Annotated in this window: 15 protein-coding genes and 1 riboswitch; of the genes, 4 read left to right on the plus strand and 11 right to left on the minus strand. The window is 74.5% G+C overall.

Annotated elements, in window-relative coordinates:
• Positions 1–6: 6 nt before the first annotated feature.
• From QQZ14_RS05715 to QQZ14_RS05745, 7 genes are all read right to left on the minus strand, one after another.
• Complete coding sequence (locus QQZ14_RS05715) at positions 7–753, minus strand: cobalt-precorrin-4/precorrin-4 C(11)-methyltransferase (RefSeq protein ID WP_284533260.1); 747 nt, start codon at positions 751–753, stop codon at positions 7–9.
• Entirely contained in the window at positions 750–2,255 is a 1,506-nt protein-coding gene (locus tag QQZ14_RS05720) for a precorrin-2 C(20)-methyltransferase (protein WP_284533261.1), read from the minus strand. Before QQZ14_RS05720 ends, QQZ14_RS05715 begins: the two co-directional genes overlap by 4 nt.
• Positions 2,252–2,917, minus strand: coding sequence for a precorrin-8X methylmutase (locus QQZ14_RS05725; protein WP_284533262.1), 666 nt, complete (start codon positions 2,915–2,917; stop codon positions 2,252–2,254). Before QQZ14_RS05725 ends, QQZ14_RS05720 begins: the two co-directional genes overlap by 4 nt.
• A complete protein-coding gene (locus QQZ14_RS05730; RefSeq protein ID WP_284533263.1) occupies positions 2,914–3,762 on the minus strand; it encodes a nitrite reductase in 849 nt (282 codons plus the stop codon). The genes QQZ14_RS05725 and QQZ14_RS05730 overlap by 4 nt, the downstream gene beginning before the upstream one ends.
• A gap of 57 nt (positions 3,763–3,819) precedes the next feature.
• A riboswitch (cobalamin riboswitch) is annotated at positions 3,820–4,013 on the minus strand.
• Positions 4,014–4,025: 12 nt separating this feature from the next.
• On the minus strand, positions 4,026–6,257 hold the full coding sequence (locus QQZ14_RS05735) for a glycoside hydrolase family 3 C-terminal domain-containing protein (protein WP_284533264.1): 2,232 nt from the start codon (positions 6,255–6,257) through the stop codon (positions 4,026–4,028).
• 123 nt (positions 6,258–6,380) lie between these two features.
• Positions 6,381–6,866, minus strand: a complete 486-nt coding sequence (locus tag QQZ14_RS05740) for a VOC family protein (RefSeq protein WP_284533265.1) — start codon at positions 6,864–6,866, stop codon at positions 6,381–6,383.
• Positions 6,867–6,896: 30 nt separating this feature from the next.
• Positions 6,897–8,027, minus strand: coding sequence for a TIGR04053 family radical SAM/SPASM domain-containing protein (locus QQZ14_RS05745; RefSeq protein ID WP_284533266.1), 1,131 nt, complete (start codon positions 8,025–8,027; stop codon positions 6,897–6,899).
• A gap of 138 nt (positions 8,028–8,165) precedes the next feature.
• On the opposite strand from QQZ14_RS05745, the gene QQZ14_RS05750 reads away from it, so the two are divergent.
• The 4 genes from QQZ14_RS05750 to QQZ14_RS05765 all read left to right on the plus strand — a co-directional run bounded on the left by QQZ14_RS05750 (position 8,166) and on the right by QQZ14_RS05765 (position 13,049).
• Positions 8,166–8,846 (plus strand): helix-turn-helix transcriptional regulator, encoded by a 681-nt coding sequence (locus QQZ14_RS05750; RefSeq protein WP_284533267.1) that lies wholly within the window; start codon positions 8,166–8,168, stop codon positions 8,844–8,846.
• Between the two features lie 37 nt (positions 8,847–8,883).
• Entirely contained in the window at positions 8,884–10,008 is a 1,125-nt protein-coding gene (locus QQZ14_RS05755; RefSeq protein WP_284533268.1) for a hypothetical protein, read from the plus strand.
• A complete protein-coding gene (locus QQZ14_RS05760) occupies positions 10,005–12,749 on the plus strand; it encodes a multicopper oxidase domain-containing protein (RefSeq protein ID WP_284533269.1) in 2,745 nt (914 codons plus the stop codon). Before QQZ14_RS05755 ends, QQZ14_RS05760 begins: the two co-directional genes overlap by 4 nt.
• 63 nt (positions 12,750–12,812) lie before the next feature.
• Positions 12,813–13,049: a DUF2249 domain-containing protein gene (locus tag QQZ14_RS05765; protein ID WP_284533270.1), complete on the plus strand. Its 237-nt coding sequence runs from the start codon at positions 12,813–12,815 to the stop codon at positions 13,047–13,049.
• A gap of 63 nt (positions 13,050–13,112) precedes the next feature.
• Here the strand turns inward: QQZ14_RS05765 and QQZ14_RS05770 are convergent, their stop codons facing one another.
• From QQZ14_RS05770 to QQZ14_RS05785, 4 genes are all read right to left on the minus strand, one after another.
• Positions 13,113–13,859 carry a hypothetical protein gene (locus tag QQZ14_RS05770; RefSeq protein WP_284533271.1) on the minus strand — a complete coding sequence of 249 codons (747 nt, stop codon included), beginning with the start codon at positions 13,857–13,859 and terminating at the stop codon, positions 13,113–13,115.
• Positions 13,860–13,956: 97 nt separating this feature from the next.
• Entirely contained in the window at positions 13,957–14,709 is a 753-nt protein-coding gene (locus QQZ14_RS05775; protein ID WP_284533272.1) for a PIG-L family deacetylase, read from the minus strand.
• Between the two features lie 4 nt (positions 14,710–14,713).
• The gene (locus QQZ14_RS05780; RefSeq protein ID WP_284533273.1) at positions 14,714–16,888 is read right to left on the minus strand and encodes a glycosyltransferase; all 2,175 of its coding nucleotides are present in this window, start codon (positions 16,886–16,888) and stop codon (positions 14,714–14,716) included.
• A 32-nt stretch (positions 16,889–16,920) separates the two neighbouring features.
• Positions 16,921–17,991, minus strand: a complete 1,071-nt coding sequence (locus QQZ14_RS05785; protein WP_284533274.1) for a phosphatase PAP2 family protein — start codon at positions 17,989–17,991, stop codon at positions 16,921–16,923.
• Between the last annotated feature and the right edge of the window lie 3 nt (positions 17,992–17,994).

Consider the following 17,994-nt stretch of genomic DNA (forward strand, 5'->3'; position numbering starts at 1 on the left):
GCGTCCTCAGGCTCTGTGACGGGCCGGGCTGTAGAGGAACGACTCGCCCGCGGCCGCGTCGTCCGCCAGCGCGCGGCCGACCAGGATCAGCGCGGCCTGCCGGAGCCCGGCGTCCTCCACGAGGTCCGCGATCGAGCCGACAGAGCCGCGGAGGACGAGCTCCTCGGGCTGGCTGGCCCGGTGCACGACGACCACCGGGCAGTCCGCGCCGACGACGTCGGCCAGCTCGGCCATCAGCTCGCGGACGCGGGTGATCGCCAGGTGCAAGACCAGCGTCGCCCCGGTCGCGGCGAACGCCGTGAGCGACTCCCCCGCGCCCATCGACGTCGACCGGGCCCGGGTGCGGGTGAGCACCACCGACTGCGCGACCTCGGGCACCGTCAGCTCGCGGCCGACGAGCGCCGCGGCGGCGGCGTACGCCGGCACGCCCGGCGTCACCTGCCAGCCGACGCCCGCGGCGTCGAGCCGTCGGGTCTGCTCGTGCAGCGCCGAGTACAGCGACGGGTCGCCGGACGTCAGCCGCACCACCTGCTCCCCTGCCCGCGCCGCGGCCACGAGCTCTGCGGTGATCTGGTCGAGGTCGAGGTGCTGGGTGTCGACGAGGCGGGCTTTCGGGCCGCAGTGCTCCAGGACCGCGGGGTCGAGGTAGGTGCCCGGGTAGAGCACGACGTCCGCGGCGGCCAGCAGCCGCGTGGCCCGGACGGTGAGCAGGTCGGCGGCGCCCGGGCCGCCGCCGACGAAGTGGACGCTCACCGGACGTACCGCGGGGTCCACACGCCCGCCGCCGACACCCGGGTCGCCGAGGAGCCGACGATCAGCAGGCAGCGCATGTCGATCGTCGCCGGGTCGAGCTCGCCCAGCGTGGTGACCTCGAGCGCCTCGCCGGGTCGCCCGACGTCGCGACCCACGACGACCACGGTGTCGGGCTTGCGGTGCTCGAGCAGCACGTCGCGAGCCGTCGCCACCTGCTCGGTGCGCGACCGCGAGGCCGGGTTGTAGATCGCGAGCACAAGGTCGGCCTCGGCGACCGCGCGCAGCCGGCGCTCGACGACCTCCCACGGCTTGAGCCGGTCCGAGAGGCTCAATACGGCGAAGTCCGCGCCGATCGGCGCACCGGCCCGCGCCGCCACCGCCTGCACGGCACTGACGCCGGGCAGCACCCGCAGGCGGACCTCGGCGTACGCCGGGTCCTCGGCGGCCTCGAACACCGCGGCCGCCATCCCGAACACGCCGGCGTCCCCGCCCGAGACCACCGCGACCCGCTCGCCGCGCCGCGCGAGGTCCAGCGCGTGCCGGGCCCGGTCGACCTCGACGGTGTTGCCCGACGCGTGCCGGGTCAGGCCGGCCCGCTGCGGCACCCGGTCGACGTAGGGCCCGTAGCCCACGACGTGGTCGACCTCGTCGAGCGCCGCGCTGACCTCGGGGGTCAGCCAGCCGTCGGGGCCCGGGCCGAGCCCGACCACGAGCAGCTCCGCGGCATCCGCCGCGGGGCGCTCGGCCACGGGCGCCGGCACCGCGTCGCGCGAGCGGGCCCCGTTGAGGCTGTCGCCGGTGACCACCACGAGCGAGAAGTACGGCACGGTGTCGGCGTCGACCTCGGCCACCGGCCGCCACCGCTGCTCGGGCATCGAGGCGCGCTCGACGTACAGCGCGTGGTCGAGCCGGCCGGCCGCGGCCAGGGCCCGCCGCACCGCCGGGAACGTCCGGCCGAGCTTCATGATGATCGCGCCGTCGGTGCCGGCCAGCCGTCGCGCGAGCTCCGGCTCGGGCAGGGTGCCGGGCAGCACGGTGAGCACGTCGTCCTGCCGCACCAGCGGGCTCGCGACGTACGCCGTCGCCGCCAGGAAAGCCGGCACGCCTGGCACGATCTCGGTCTCGTAGCGCGCCGAGAGCCGGTCGTGCATGTACATGTAGGACCCGTAGAACAGCGGGTCGCCCTCGGCGAGCAGCACCACGTCGCGGCCGGCGTCCAGGTGCGCGGCCAGCCGCGCGGCCGCCTGCTCGTAGAACTCCGCCATCGCGCCGGCGTAGCCGCCCGGGTGGTCGGTGGTCCCGGTGGTGACCGGGTAGGTCAGCTCCTCCTCGACGACGCCGGCCGGGAGCAGGTCGGCGGCGATCCGGCGCGCGTTGGACCGCTTGCCCGCGGCAGCGTGGTACGCGACGACGTCGGCCGCCGCGATCAGCCGGGCGGCCTTGCGGGTGATCAGCTCGGGGTCGCCGGGACCGACGCCGACCCCGCTGAACCGGCCGGTCACTCCTCCTCCTGGGCGAGCGCGTTGAGGGCCGAGGACGTCATCGCGGACCCACCGCGGCGGCCCCGGACGGTGACGTAGGGGAGGTCGATGCCGTGGGTGGCAGCGAGGTCGACCAGGGCCTGCTTGGACTCGGTGGCGCCGATGAACCCCACCGGGCAGCCGACGATCGCGGCCGGTCGCGGCGCCCCGTCGATCAGCATCTCGAGGAGGTGGAACAGCGCGGTCGGTGCGTTGCCGACGGCGACCACAGCGCCCTCCAGCAGCGGCTCCCACAACGAGACCGCGGCGGCGGTGCGCGTCGTCCCCCACTCCTGGGCGAGCCCGGGCACCCGCGGGTCGTTGAGGGTGCAGAGCACCTGGTTGTCACCCGGCAGCCGGCTCCGCGTGACGCCGGTGACGACCATGGTCGCGTCGCACAGGATCGGCGCGCCCGCCTCGAGCGCGGACCGGGCGGCGGTCACGACCTCGGGGTGGACGACGAGGTCGTCGACGAGGTCGACCTGGCCGCTGCCGTGGATCATCCGCACCGCGAGCCGCTCGGCGCCGGCCGGCACCGCGGTGAGGTCGGCCTCGCGGCGGATGGTCGCGAACGACTCGAGGTAGATGTCGGCGCCGCGGTCGGCGTACGGGTAGTACCGGCGCGGCCGGCGCGGCGCGCTCACCGGGCCTGCTCCGGGACCAGCACCCCGTGCCAGGGCGTGACGACCAGCTCCGGCGCGGCGGCGGTCAGCCGCTCCACCGCGCCGCGGCCGAGCCCGGCCTCGGGCACGGGGACGTGGGTCCCTCCCGGCACCGGGCCGAACGCGAGCGCCGGCAGCGGTGGCGGCAGGTCCGGGTGGCGTGGGTACGCCGGCGCGAGGGGCACCGGCAGCTCCCGGACGTGCCACGGCACCTGCTCGCCCTCGCCCCGCACCTGCAGGAAGCGCCGGGCCAGGTCGGCCAGCCGCCGGGGTGCGTCGGCCAGCAGGACCACCGGCCCCCACCCGCCGCCGACCCGCAGCTGGGCGCGATCGCCGTCGAGCACCACGAGCCCGAGGTCGCAGGGTCGGTCGACGAGGTCGCCGCGGCCGTCGTCGAGCACGAACAGGAAGCGTCCCGGGAGCCGGCCGAGCTGGGGGTCGGCGCACAGCTCGCGGTCCAGCGCCGCGACGGCCGGCCGGAGGTCGCACCTGCCGGCGGCGAGGCCCGTCTGCGGCGAGGCCATGATGTTGCGGGCCAGGTCGTGGGCACGGCTCGGCAGCAGACCGGTGGCCTCCACGGCCGCCAGCACGTGGTCGGGCAGGTGTCCGGGATGGTCGTCGGTGCCGGGCAGGGCCCGCACCTGCAGGTTGGCGCGGCCGGTCACGTGCACGTGCCCGTCGCCGTACTCCTCGGCGAGGTCGACGAGCGCCCGCAGGGACGGCGAGGGGACGTGCCCGCCGGGGAGCCGGAGCCGCACCAGCAGCCCGTCGTCGGCGGTCCAGGGGCGCAGTGCGCCGGGGCATCGGTCGGGACGGAGACGGTCCACGGGAGTCACCACGTTCTGAGTCCGGGTCCGTTCGCGGGACCCACAGCGACCCGGCGACGGGCGTCGCCAGGGCCAGCAGGTCTTCGGACTCGGATCATCCGGGCGAGGACGCCTTCCCAGGGCGGATGCCCCAGTGGCTGCCGTTGCCGGCGTGTCCTTCCCGTCCCCTCACCGCTGCGCGTCAGCTCCGGATTCGCACCGGATTCCCTGACTCCGTGTGGCGGAGTACGACTGGCTGCAGGGAGAGTACCGCGCCCCGGTCCTCAGCGGGCGAGGCGCCCGCGCAGCACCAGGTCGCGCGACGAGGTGCCGACGGCGACGCCGTACGTGCCGGGCACGACGACCCACCGGTCGCGGCGCGTGCTCCACACCGAGAAGGCCCGACGGTCGAGGGCCAGGCTCACCCGGCGCGACTCCCCCGGCTTCAGCGTCAGCTTGGTGAAGCCCTTGAGCTGTCGCGGCGGCTCGCCGGCCCGCTTCGGCGCCGAGAGGTAGAGCTGCGGCACGACGGCGCCGGTACGACGGCCGGTGTTGCGCACCACGAAGCTGACGCGTGCGCCGCCGGCCGTGGGGCGCACGGCGAGGTCGCGGAAGCCGAACGTGGTGTAGCCGAGGCCGTAGCCGAACGGGAACAGCGGCCTGGTGCCGGTGGCGTCGTACCAGCGGTAGCCGACCAGCAGGCCCTCGTCGTAGCTCTCCTTGCCACCGACACCCGGGTACTCCTCGGGCTTGAACGGGTGCTGGGCCTCGTCGACCGGGAACGTCTGCGGCAGCCGGCCGCCGGGCTCGCGGACGCCGTAGAGCACGTCGGCCAGGGCGTTGCCGTGCTGGAGGCCGCCGTACCACGGCACGAGCACCGCACCCGCGTCCGGCAGCCACGGCATCCGCACCGGGGCGCCGACGTCGAGCACGACCACCGTGTCGGGGTTGGCGGCGGTGGCCGCGGCGATCATGTCCTCCTGCTCGATCGGGATGGCCTGGCAGAAGACGGTCAGGCACGCGGCCGGTCGCAGCCCGAGGTCCGCGCGGTCGGTTCCCTCGCTGGAGCCGTCGGTGGCGACCACGACCACGACGTCGGCGGCGGCCGCGGCGGCCCGGGCGTCGACGACGTTGGAGCCCTCGACGTACACCACCCGGTCACCGCGCTCGAGCGCGGCGCTGGTGATGCCCTCGAGCGGGGAGACGACGCGCGGCGGCAGGCCGCTGCCGTGCGAGGAGCCGCCGCCGGACACGGCGTTGGCGGCACCGACGGGGTTGGCCGCCCAGCCGATCACCGCGATCGTGCGGCCGCCCTCGACCGGCCGGAGCGGGAGCAGCCGGTCGCGGTTCTTCAGCATCACCGTCGCGTCCGCGGCGGCGCGGCGCGCGACCGCGAGGTGCTCGGGAGTGGAGACGTCGGAGAGGAACGGCTCCGCCCCGGGCGACACCGGGTCGTCGAAGAGCCCGTGCTCGAACATCGGGCGCACGATGTTGCGGACCATGCCGTCGATCCGGGCCTGGCGCAGCTGCCCGTCATCGACGGCGGCCTGGAGCTGGTCGGCGCCGAAGTAGCGGCCCGCGCTGCCCGTCACCGGCGTCGCCGGCACCCCGGCGGCGAACGCGTGCATCTCCAGGTCGAGACCGGCGCGCGCCGACGGGGCGGTCGAGTGGACCGCGCCCCAGTCGGAGACCACGAACCCGTCGAAACCCCAGTCGTCGCGCAGGTAGCCGGTCAGGAGCTCGGGGTTCTCGCAGGCGTAGGTGCCGCCGACCCTGTTGTAGGAGCACATGACCGAGCCGACGTCGGCCTTCTTCACCGCGGCCTCGAACGCCGGCAGGTAGATCTCGCGCCGGGTGCGCTCGTCGACGCGCACGTCGACGGTCATCCGGTCGGTCTCCTGGTTGTTGAACGCGTAGTGCTTGGCGTCGGCGAGCACCGGGTGCGACTGGATGCCCTCGATCACCGACACGGCGGTGCGGGACGCGAGGTAGGGGTCCTCGCCGAAGTACTCGAAGTTGCGGCCGTTGTACGGCGTGCGGGCGATGTTCATGCCCGGCCCGAGCATCACGTTGATGCCCTTGGCGAACGCCTCGGCGCCGATCGTGCTGCCGATCCGCCGCTGCAGGCCCCGGTCCCACGTGGCGGCCTGCGCGACCCCGGACGGGAAGACCGTGGTGGCGATCTGCAGACCCGCGACACCGGACCCGGCGTCGCTCAGCACCAGGTCCGGGATGCACAGCTCCGGGATGCCGTCGACGTGGCCCGCCGTACCCCAGTAGGCGAACCACGGCGGGTCACCGAAGGTCAGCATGTGCAGCTTCTGGTCCTGCGTCATCGCGGCGACCAGCGCGTCGGCGCGCCGTGCCGCGGAGTCGGACGGGTCCATCCACGCCGCACACGGGTCGGCGCTCGCCGCGGCCCCGTCCGCGGCGCCGGCGACCAGGGCGGTGGGCGTGCCCACCACGGTCAGCGCTGCGACCAGCGCGAGGATCTGTCGGCCACGGCTGCGGCGCATCTCGGGGCTCCCGGTGGTGATGGCGTCCCGCCCGAACGGCGGAGGCGGCTCTCACCGTCGTAACGGCGGTGGTCCACCCGGGTCACGGTGTCGGTGCTCACAGCAGCCGGCGACCGGCCGGCACTACTCCGCGCTGCGCTCCCCGTCGGTGCCGAAGCCGTCGAGGCCCTCCCGCTCGGCGAGGTCGAGCTGCTCCTGGAAGAGCGTGATCTGGAGCCCCGCGGGCGCCTCCATCCGCGAGTTGAGCGAGCGCCACGGGGTGACGGTGGGCTCCGCGACCAGGCGAGCGCCGTGCTCGACCAGGCGCCTCGTGCGGGACTCGGTGTCCTCGACCTCGAACGCGACCCGGATCTGACCGGCGGTCGGGTGCCCGACCTCCACCTCGTCGATCATCCGACGCTGCGCGGGGTTGGCGAGCTCGAGCGTCGCCCGGCCGGCGTCGAGGATGCAGACCCGGGCGTCGCCCTCGCCCTCGAACGACGCCTGCTCCGCGAGCCCGAGGACGTCGCGGTAGAACCGGACCGCCTCCTCGTAGTCCTCGGCCTCCACGACGAGGCGGAGCTGGAGCACGGGCGGGACGGGGCCGGATGTGGGGTGCTGATCGCTCATGCCGGCCAAGATACGACGGCCGGCGACTGCTCAGCCCGTCCAGCCGCTGGGCACGTAGGCGCAGGCGGGGTCGGAGGCGAACGGGTCGCCGGTGATGGCGTAGGCACGCCCGCGCTGGCCGCCGCACACCTCCCGGAACTCGCAGACGCCGCACTTGCCGGTCAGCCGCTCGGGGTCCCGCAGCCCGCGGAACAGCGGGTGGTGGCGGTAGAGGTCGACCACGTCGTCGTGCCGCACGTTGCCGGCGGTGATCGGGAGGAAGCCCGAGGGCATGACGTCGCCGAGATGGGAGATGAACAGGAAGCCGCGGCCGTCGTTGACACCCTGCGCAGGCCGGTCGAGTCCGTCGTGGAACGCGAACCCGGCACCGGCCGCGGACCCACCCGCGCTGCGCTGCGCGGCCACGCGCCGGTACATCGGCGCGGCGGTCGCCTTCACGTCGAACTCCCCCGCCAGCGACAGGTCGTGCAGCCAGGCGAAGACCTCCTCGTGCCGCTCCGGCGAGATCATGCTCAGCTGCTGGCCCCGGCCCATCGGCACCAGGAAGAACACGCTCCACTGGACCGCCCCCACCTCCTGGACGAACGTCACCATCTCCGGGAGCAGGTCCACGTTGTGGCTGGTGACCGTGGTGTTGATCTGCGTGCTGATCCCCAGGGAGCGGGCATTGCGCAGGATCGTCATCGTGCGCTCCCAGGACCCCGCCACCTTGCGGAAGTCGTCGTGCACCTCGGGTGAGGGAGCGTCCAGGCTGAGCGCGATCCGGCGGATGCCCGCCTCCTGAGCTCGGCGCAGCCGGGCGACCGTGGGCAGCGCGGTGGCGGTCGGCGTGAGCGAGCAGCGCAGGCCGGCCCGGTCGGCGTACTCGATCAGGTCGAACAGGTCGCGCCGCATCATCGGGTCGCCGCCGGTGAAGACCAGGATCGGGGAGCCGAACTCCGTCAGCCGGTCGATCAGCGCGAACCCCTCCTCGGTCGAGAGCTCCTGGGGGTTGCGGCGGTGCTGCGCGTCGGCCCGGCAGTGCACGCAGGAGAAGGCGCACGCCCGGGTGATCTCCCAGGCGATCGTGAACGGCGCCCGGTCGAAGTCGGTGCCGGCCAGCCAGCCGTCGCGGGTCCGGCGCTCGAGCACCGCTTGCCGGTGGACGTTCTCGGGAGCCATCGGCCGACCTTCCAGGCAGGGATCACGGACGGTCCACCCTCGCCCGTGCCGGCCCGGGAAAAACAGGGGACGAACGTCCCGGACCGGGCACCGTGCGGCGCGGTTGTTTCTCACAATCGGTCATGTGACAATTGCGGGATGACCGGCCCGACCCTCGCGGACGCTCCCACCCAGCTGCCGGGCAACCGGCGCGCCGAGGTGCTCGCCCTGCTGCGCCAGGCGGACCAGCCGATGTCCGTGGCCGAGGTGGCCGAGTCGATGGCCCTGCACGTGAACACCGCCCGGTTCCATCTCGACGGGCTGGTCGAGGACGGCCTGGCGGAGCGCACCACCGAGCCCCGCGAGACACCCGGCCGGCCGCGGATCCTCTACTCCTCCGAGGGCCCCACGGTCGGGCCGCGCAGCTATGAGCTGCTCGCCGAGATGCTCACCGGCTTCGTCTCCTCCCTGGAGGACTCCGGCCCCGGGACCGTCGAGCTGGGCAAGGCCTGGGGTCGCCACCTGATCGAACGCGCCGCGCCGTCGGAGCGCGTGGACGCCGACGAGGCCGTCGCCCGGCTCGACCGGATGCTGGACGCGGTCGGGTTCCGGCCCGACTCGCGCGCGACCGAGTCGGGCGTCGAGGTGCGGCTGCAGCGCTGCCCGTTCCGGGAGATCGCCGAGAAGCACACCGACGTGGTGTGCGCCATCCACCTGGGGCTGATGCAGGGCGCGCTCGAGGAGCTCGACGCCCCGGTGGTCGCGACGTCGCTGCAGCCCTTCGTCACCCCGCACCTGTGCGTTGCGCGCCTGCAGCCCCGGACGGAGCCGGCGGCCTGAACTCGCCGAGCGGGCGGTATTTTATTACACTCCGTTTGTGACAAATACTGGCTTCTCGGCCCGGCCCGCCACCCGACGGGGTGTCCTGCTGGTCCCGGCCGGCGTGGCGATGCTGGCCGGACTCGACGCCGCGCTGCTGCTGATCGGCGTCCCGGCCCCGGTCACGACGGACCGGCTGCCCGACGTGCACGGCATGCTGATGGTGCTCGGCTTCGTGGGCACGCTGGTCTGCCTCGAGCGGGCCGTCGCGCTCGCCCGGCCGCTCGGCTACCTCGCGCCCGGGCTGCTCGGCGCCGGTGGTCTACTGCTGCTCGCACCGGTCCCGCTCGCCGTCGGGCGCACCGGCCTCCTGCTCGGGATGCTGGCGATGACGCTGCTGTACGTGCCCCTGTGGCGGCGACAGCGCGACGACGCCGTGCTCGTGCAGGCCCTCGGTGCCGTGCTCGGGGCCGGTGCCGCGGCGATGTGGCTCGGTGGGGCCGACATGGCGCTGCTCGTGCCGTGGCTGGCCGGGTTCCTGGTGCTCACCATCGCCGGTGAGCGGCTGGAGCTGGCCCGGCTCGCGATGGGACCGACCGCCGGCCCGACGCTGGTGCTGCTGTCGGTCGGCCTGATCGTCGCCACGGTCGCCTCGCTGCTGTGGCCCGACGCCGGCTACCCACTGCTCGGCCTCGCGCTGGCGACGCTCACCGGGTGGCTGGTCGCGCACGACGTCGCCTGGCGGACGGTACGGCGGGCCGGGCTGACCCGGTTCATGGCGGCCAGCATGCTGGCCGGGTACTTCTGGCTGCTGGTCGCCGCGGGCACCTGGATGCTGCACGGCAGCGCGCTGTCGGGAGCGGCGTACGACGTGGTCATCCACGCGACCTTCCTCGGCTTCACGATCTCGATGATCATGGCCCACGCGCCGGTGATCCTGCCGGCGGTGCTGCGCCGCCCGCTGCCGTACCGGACCGTCCTGTGGGCGCCCCTGGTGCTGCTGCACACCTCGCTGGCACTGCGGCTGTGGCTCGGGGACGCCCTCGACGTGCACGTCGCCTGGCAGGTCGGCGGGGCCGCGAACGTGCTCGCGCTGCTGTCCTTCTTCGCCCTGGCCGCATGGTCCGTCCTCACCGCCGCCCGGCGACCGAGCACCGTCGTCGTCAAGGAGAAGGCCGCATGACCGTCATCGACACCAGGGGCCGTCGGCCCGGCTCGGGGTCGCGCCGGGGGTTCTCGCCACTGCGCGACCTTCCCGCCCTGCTGTGGCTCGTGGCCGTCGTCGTGGTGTCGCTGGTGCACCGCGAGCTCCCCGCACCCCGATGGCTGCTGATCCACCTGCTCCTGCTCGGGGCGGTCACCCACTCCATCCTGGTCTGGAGCCAGCACTTCACCGACGCCCTCCTGCACAACGCGCCGACGACCACGGCGTACCGCACCCGCTCGGCGCGACTGTTCCTCTGCAACGCCGGGGCCGCGCTCGTCCTGGTCGCGGTGCCCACCGACCGCTGGGTGCTCGCGGCCGTCGGCGCGTCGTCCGTGGCTCTCGCGGTCGGGTGGCACGCGGTGTCGCTGGTCGACCAGCTCCGGCACGGCCTCGGCTCGCGCTTCGCGGTCACCGTCCGCTACTACGTCGCCTCGGCGGCGCTGCTGCCGCTCGGCGCCCTGTTCGGCGTCCTGATGGCGCGCGGGCTGTCCGAGCAGTGGCACGTGCGGATCATGGTCGCCCACGTGATCGTCAACGTGCTCGGCTGGATGGGCCTCACGGTGCTCGGCACCGTGGTGACGCTCTGGCCCACGATGCTGCGCACCCGCATCGCCGAGGGCGCGGAGCACACGGCCCGGCGCGCGCTGCCGGTGCTGGTCGCCGGCCTCCTGGTCGGCGTCGCCGGCTGCCTCCTCGACCTGCGGCCGCTGACCGGCGTGGGCCTCCTGGCTTACGCCGCCGGTCTCGGCGTCCTGGCCCGCCCGTTCGTGACCGTCGCCCGCGCCAAGCCCCCGACGCACTTCGCCACCTGGTCCGTCGCGGCGGCGGTCGCGTGGCTGACCGGGCTCGTCACGATCCTCGGCCTGGGCGTCCTGGTCTCCCCGAGCTGGATGGACGCGCACGAGCTCGCCGACGCCATCACCCCGGGCCTGGCCGCCGGCTTCGGCGCCCAGGTGCTCCTCGGCGCCATGTCCTATCTGGTGCCGGTCGTCGTCGGAGGCGGCCCGTCCGGTGCCCGGGCGGCGAACATCGAGATGGACCGAGGCGGCGCGCTCCGCGTCGCGGTCACCAACGTCGGCCTGCTGGTCTTCCTGCTGCCCGCGCCCAGCCCGGTGCGGGTGGTGGTGTCGGCGGTCGTGCTCGTGGCGTTCGCGGCCTTCCTGCCGCTGATGTTCCGGGCCCTGCGCGCGGCCCGCCTGGCCCGGCAGCAGCCGGTGGCGTCGGTCCCCAAGAGCGAGCGGACCGGGCCCGCGGCGGTCGCCGCCGACCGGCCGCGCGGACAGGTCACCGGCCTCGCCGCGACCGGGGTCGCGCTGGTCGTCCTCGCCGTCGCCGCCGGCGTGGCCATCGACCCGAGCGCGCTGGCCGGCACGAGGCACGAGTCGTCGGCCGCCGGTATCGCGGCCACCGGCGAGACCACCCGCGTGGAGGTCAGCGCCGCGAACATGCGGTTCAGCCCCGACACGGTGAAGGTGCCGGCCGGCAACCGGCTGGTGATCGAGCTGACGAACACCGACGACACGGACGTGCACGACCTGGTCCTCGACTCCGGGGTCGACAGCGGCCGGCTCTCCCCCAGCGAGAGCACGCTCGTCGACGTCGGGGTCGTCGGTCGGGACATCGAAGGCTGGTGCTCGGTGGTCGGGCACCGGCAGATGGGCATGGTCTTCCACGTCCAGGTCACCGGGCTGGCCCAGGCCGAGGCGGCGGCGGACGCCGATCCGTCGATGGGCGCGATGCCCGGCATGGACCACACCGGTGCGGACGCCACCGGCCAGGACGCGCAGGGCCAGGACGCGCAGGGCCACGACGCGCAGGGCCAGGACGGCGGCGCCGCGGCCGACCTCGACCTCACCGCCTCCCCCGGGCCGGGCTTCCAGGCGCACGACCCCACACTCCCGCCCCTGGAGGGTTCACGGGTGCACCGGCGTACGTTCACCGTCACCGACCTGCGGGCCGAGGTCGCGCCGGGCGTGCGCCAGCAGCTGTGGACCTACAACGGCACGCTGCCCGGTCCCACCCTGCACGGACGGGTCGGCGACCGGTTCGTGATCCGGCTCGTCAACGACACGCAGATGGGGCACTCCATCGACTTCCACGCCGGCGAGACCGCGCCGGACCAGAGGATGCGCACGATCGCGCCCGGCGAGTCGCTGGTCTACCGGTTCACGGCCACCCACTCCGGCATCTGGCTCTACCACTGCTCCACGATGCCGATGTCCGTGCACATCGCGAACGGCATGTTCGGCGCGGTGGTGATCGACCCGCCGGACCTGCCCCGGGTCGACAAGAGCTTCCTGATGGTCCAGTCCGAGCTCTACCTCGGCGACCAGGACGGCCCCGCCGGCGCCACGAAGGTGATGGCCGAGCAGCCGGACGCGGTGGTCTTCAACGGCTACGCCAACCAGTACGACCACGACCAGCTCGACGTGAAGGTCGGCGAACGGGTCCGGATCTGGGTCCTCGACGCCGGTCCCAACCGGAGCACGGCGTTCCACGTCGTCGGAGGGCAGTTCGACACCGTCTTCCAGGAGGGCGCGTACCTGCTGCGCCGCGGCAACGCGGAGCACGGAGGCAGCCAGGTGCTCTCGCTCGGCCCCGCCCAGGGCGGCTTCGTCGAGCTCTCCTTCCGCGAGCCCGGGCACTACCCGTTCGTGTCGCACCTGATGGTCGACGCCGAGCGCGGTGCGCACGGGGTCATCAACGTCACCCGGTGACCGCACTCATTTAACCGATAGTATTGTTTCAATCACCGCACCGTCGACCGAGGAGAGATGAGCATGACCGATCGCCAGCTGGACGTCCGCGAGGAGATCCCGGCACGCCGGCACGAGCTGATCTTCAGCACCTACCACGCCCTGACTCCGGGCGAGGGCTTCGTGCTCGTCAACGACCACGACCCCAAGCCGCTCTACTACCAGTTCGCCGCCGAGCACGAGGGACAGTTCGCCTGGGACTACCTCGAGGAGGGTCCCGAGGTCTGGCGGGTCCGGATCGGCCGCGTCGCCACGGCGTAGCCCCGGCCAGCGACACGAACGGCGCGACCACCCTCCGGTGGCCGCGCCGTTCGTGTCCGAGGCTCAGGCGCCGGCGGCCATCCAGGCGTGTCGCCAGTGTCCGCCGTTGGACGAGACCCACGGGAGCGACGGCGGATCGCCCACCGGTGGGTACCGACCCGGGTCCGGCAGCGGGACCGCCACCGCGGCGTCCACCCGCTGGATCTCCTTCTCGAGCCGGCGCAGCGCGGTCTCGCCGGCCACCGGCAGCGACCCGTCGACGACCAGGACGGGCAGCGGCGCGACCCGCAGGCTTCGCCAGTCCGCCGCCCAGGACCGGATCCTGCGGTGGGCACCCATGGTGATCGGCCCCCGGCTCGGGCTCACCGCCAGCCCGAACTCGCTCAGCGGGACCGAGCTGGAGTGGCCGCGCAGCAGGGCGCCGGCCAGCAGGCGGCGCAGCGTCTCCGGACTCCCGATGTCGAGGCTCCGGTCCCAGTAGGCGGAGAACAGCAGGCGTCGCACGTCGTCGGCGACACCGGCGCCGTAGGCCTCGGCGTAGGCGGCGACGGCGCCGCGCATGTTGGGGCGGAACGCCGGCGGGCCGGGCAGGTCCTCGCCGGGCAGCAGCAGCCGCGAGAGTGCCTCGAGCTCCGCTGTCAGGACGTCGCGCTCGGCGGCACCCACGCGAGCCCCGGTCACCGGCAGCCGCGGCTCGGGCTCCACCGCTCGCCACTCCACCTGCACGCCCGCGGCGCCCAGGGCGTCGGCCCTGCTGCTCGCCAGCCGGCACGCCGCGGAGCCGAAGTCGGCGTAGATCACCAGTCCCATGTCATGTCCTCCCCGTCCGTTGCCGGCCCGGGGCCGGCCACCACTAGCATATTTGTCACGAGAATACTCGTGAATACTCTCGAAGGCGAGTGGCCGGTCACGCTGCCGGAGGCGCCTCCACGAACCACTCCGTGCCGAGCACCCGACGGGCCACCGGCGCCGGGAGGAGCCGGAGCAGCGCCAGCGTCCGGACGCCGCCGGTCGCCTGGGAGGCGTGGGCGGCCAGGGCGGCCCGCTTCGCCGTGAGCTGGTCGCGGACGTCGACGCGCAGCGTCACCTGATCGGCGGTCGAGTAGATCTCGCCGGCCGGCAGCGTGAGCCCCGGGAGCACCCGGGCGAACGGCCGGACCAGGGCGAGCCCGCGGACCAGCCAGGTGCGGTCCCGGGTCGCCTCCAGCAGCTGGGGTGGCCGGACGGTGAGAGCCCGCGCACGCCGTGCGACGTGGTGCACCCGGACGTGGTCGGGGTGGCCGTAGCCGCCGTTGGCGTCGTAGCCGGTGAGGACGTCGGCGTCCTCCGCGTCGAGGAGTGCCGCCAGCCGCCGGGCCGCGGCGTCGACCGGCGCGTCCGTGAACCGGTCCGCACCCTGGCTGGGCATCGCAGCCATCCCGGAGTCGGCGTACCCGAGCCATTCGACGGCGGCGGCGCCCAGGGCGTGTGCGGAGGCGGCGGCCTCGGCACGCCGGCGGACGGCGAGTCCGCCGGCGTCGGCGCCGGTGAGGCCCGCTCCCCCGTCGGTGGCGAAGACCAGCACCACCCGGTCCCCGGCCGCGGCCCGCTGGGCGAGCCACCCGCCGGTGAGCAGCGCCTCGTCGTCGGGGTGGGCGTGGAACGAGACGACCGTCGCCATCGCGTCATGCCTCCAGGAGCGACGGCACGAGCGATGCGGCGAGGGCGGGCGTCCGCTCCCCGGCCAGCAGGTAGAGCGCGTCGGTCCGGTCGAGCGCGTCGGCCCAGTCGCAGGCTGGGGCCACCCGGCGGTTGTGCTCGGTGATCCGGGACCGCAGCGGCGCGTCGAGCACGAGGTCCGCCAGCGCCACGGCCATCTCGGCGTCGTCGGCGACCAGGATCCCGTCGACCCGGTCGCGGATGAACTCGCCGACCCCGCTGCGCCGGCTCGCGACCACCGGCAGGCCGGCGCAGCGGGCCTCCAGCGCGGCCAGGCCGAAGGACTCCCGCGGTGCGGGAGCGACGTACACGGACGCGGACAGCAGGTGACCGAGCACCTCGGACCGCGGGATCCGGCCGGTCACCCGGACGCACCCCGTGAGGCCCCGGCGCCGGAGGTGCCGCTCCACGCGACCGCGCAGCGGGCCGTCGCCGACGACGAGCAGCCGCACGTCGCGTCCGGGCGTGAGTGCGCGCACCTGCTCGAACACCCGGACCAGCTGCAGTGGCCGCTTGCGCGGCATCAGCCGCATCACGCTCACGATCGTCACCGGGCCGTCGTCGTGGGGGTCGAAAAGGGCGGCGGTCCCCGGCCGGCGCCACTCCGCGACGTCGATCGCGTTGGGGAGCACCGCGACCTCGCCGCCGGGGAGCGAGCGTCGGAAGGTCTCCGCCGCCGCGGTGCTCACCGCGGACCAGACGACCGGCCAGCGCCGCAGCCCGGCGACGGCCGCGAGCCGGAGGAAGCCGCCTGCGCCCGCCCACATCGAGTGCACGGTCACGAGGGTGGGGACACCTGCGGCCATCGCGGCCCGCGCGACGCCGATGCCGTACGGCGAGAGCATCGACACGTGCACGTGGACCACGTCGTACCCGCCGACCGCCTGTCGTGCCGCACCTGCCGGCAGCCGGCGCACCCAGGCCGGATCGGCGCCGTCGTGCTCGGTCGGGGTGAGCACCTCGGCGTCCAGGCCCCGGGCCCGCTGGTGGCGGACCAGGTCGTCGACGTGGGTCTCGATGCCGCCGAGCCGCGGCAGGAACACGTCGGTGACGTGGGCGATCCGGCGGGTCTCCCCGGCCAGGCGGACCACCGGGGGCAGTCGGCGGGCGGCACGGCGCCGGCCCAGCAGCCAGACGCCGAGGGTGCCACCACCCACCGGGATCTCGAGGGCGAAGACGAAGCCGCGGTAGAGGACGGCGCCCGCCGCCGCGCCGGCCGGGTCGCCCCCGAGCGCCATCAGCACGCCGACCAGGCCGACGTCGGCGATGCCGACGCCCCCGGGGGTGACCGGCAGGACCGTGAGGGTGCGTTCGAGCGCGAAGGCCGCCAGGACCTCCGGCCAGGTGTTGCCGCTGTGGGTCAGGTGCAGGCAGAGCCCGAGCAGCAGCCCCTGGAGCGCGACGTACCCGGTGATGCCCGCCGACATCCGCAGCCAGCCGTCGGCGACCACCCGTGCGCACTCGCGGCGTACGTCGAGCAGCGGGCCGACCAAGTCGGGCGCGCCGGGCCGCCGGGCGGCGCGCAGCAGCGGGCGCAGGACCGCCTCGGCCGCCCGGCCCAGCCCGACCGTGCACCGGGGGCTGACCAGCACCGCCGCCCCGCACGCCGCGAGCCCGACGAAGGCGACGCCCGCCAGCACGGCGGCGTAGCGCAGCGGCGCGGTCACCGACTCGCCCGCGTGGGCCAGAGCGATCACCGCGATCACGGGGAGCACGAGCTTGGAGCCGACGTCGACGAGGTTGGTGAGGAAGGTGTAACCGGCGAACCGGCGCCCGTCGATGCCCCAGGCCCGCATCATCCGGCGGTTGAGCTCGACGCCGGCCGCCCCTCCGAGAGGGACGACGTTCGCGACCGCGCTCCCGGTGAGGTTCAGGGCCAGCGCCCGCCGGTGGGTGAGGCTGGGTGCCGCGGCGGCGAGCACGCTGGAGTGGACGACGAGCCCGAGAAACCACAGACCCGCCATCGCGAGCACCGCCGGCCAGTGCAGCGACTGCAGCACCGGCAGCACGCCGTGCCAGGACACGTCGACGGCCCGCGGGACCCCGACCGCGAGCAGGCCGACCGCCAGGGCCCAGGAGCCCACGAAGCGCAGCCGTCGCCAGGTCTGTGACCGGGCCTGCTCGTCGGTGACCTCGTGCATAGCCGGACCGTAGGGAGGGCCGGATGAAGGCTTCATGAAGCGCTCGGTCGCGCGGGGCGCCGGCGGGCGCCGACCGTGTGCGGGCCGAGCCACCAGGCGGCGGCCGCGATGACGAGCCCGGCCACGTCGTCGACCGCGAAGTGCCAGCCGAGGTAGACCGTCGCCAGCATCGTCCCGCCCAGGAAGACCGTCAGCAGCGCCGTGGTGCGGCGCAGCCGGTGCCACCAGGCGATGCCGAGGATGCCCGCGGTCATCGCGACGTGCAGGCTGGCGAACGCCGCGACCTGCGCGAACGCACCGGAGGCGCTGGGGTCGGCGAGCAGGTGGGCGCGCTGGGCCAGGTACCGCGCCTGGGTGTCCTGGATCATCAGGTGGGGCAGGCCCGCGAAGTCCTGCGGTGCGGCATGGAACGGCCCGAGCGACGGGATCGCGTAGTAGGACGCCGTGCCGAGGATCCAGACCCACACCAGCGCGGCGATGCCCGCGTAGGCGTCGCGCATCCGGGGCGCCAGCACGACCGCGGCCGGGAACGCGACCACGACCAGCGTCGGGAACGTCTCGTACCAGACCATCAGCACCCGCGCGGCGACCTGCTGGCCGAGCAGGTCGTGCAGGAGCACCGCGGGGCTGTGGCCGAGGAAGAGCCACCGGTCCCAGGCCAGCAGCATCGGGTCACGGGGCCGGTTGAAGGCGTTCCAGCTCTTCAGGTTGTGGTAGGTGAAGTAGGTCAGGTGGTAGGCGAGCAGCGCCGCGGTCGCGAGCGCGGTACGCCGGGGCGTCCAGCGCTCCCGGACGACGCCGAGGACCCGGCGTACGGCGACCGGCCGGCCCGCGCGGACCAGCCCGTCGAGGAGCACCAGCCCGGTCGCGACCGCTGCGGTGAGCGCGACCCGGCTGAGCAGGATCGCCCCGTGCGGGTCGCGGAACGGGACGCCCACCTGGGCCGACCGCGCCACCCCGACGGCGACGAAGCAGAGGACCACGAGCCACAGCCGGGCGGCGGTCCCCCAGGTCGCGTCGGGCTCTCCCGTGATCGCGGGGCTCGCTGCGGTGGTGGTCGCCGGCGCGGCCGGTTCCTGCACGCTGGTCGTCTCCTCGGGCACGGC

This window comes from Nocardioides sp. T2.26MG-1 (assembly GCF_950101795.1).
Classification (GTDB): Bacteria; Actinomycetota; Actinomycetes; order Propionibacteriales; family Nocardioidaceae; genus Nocardioides.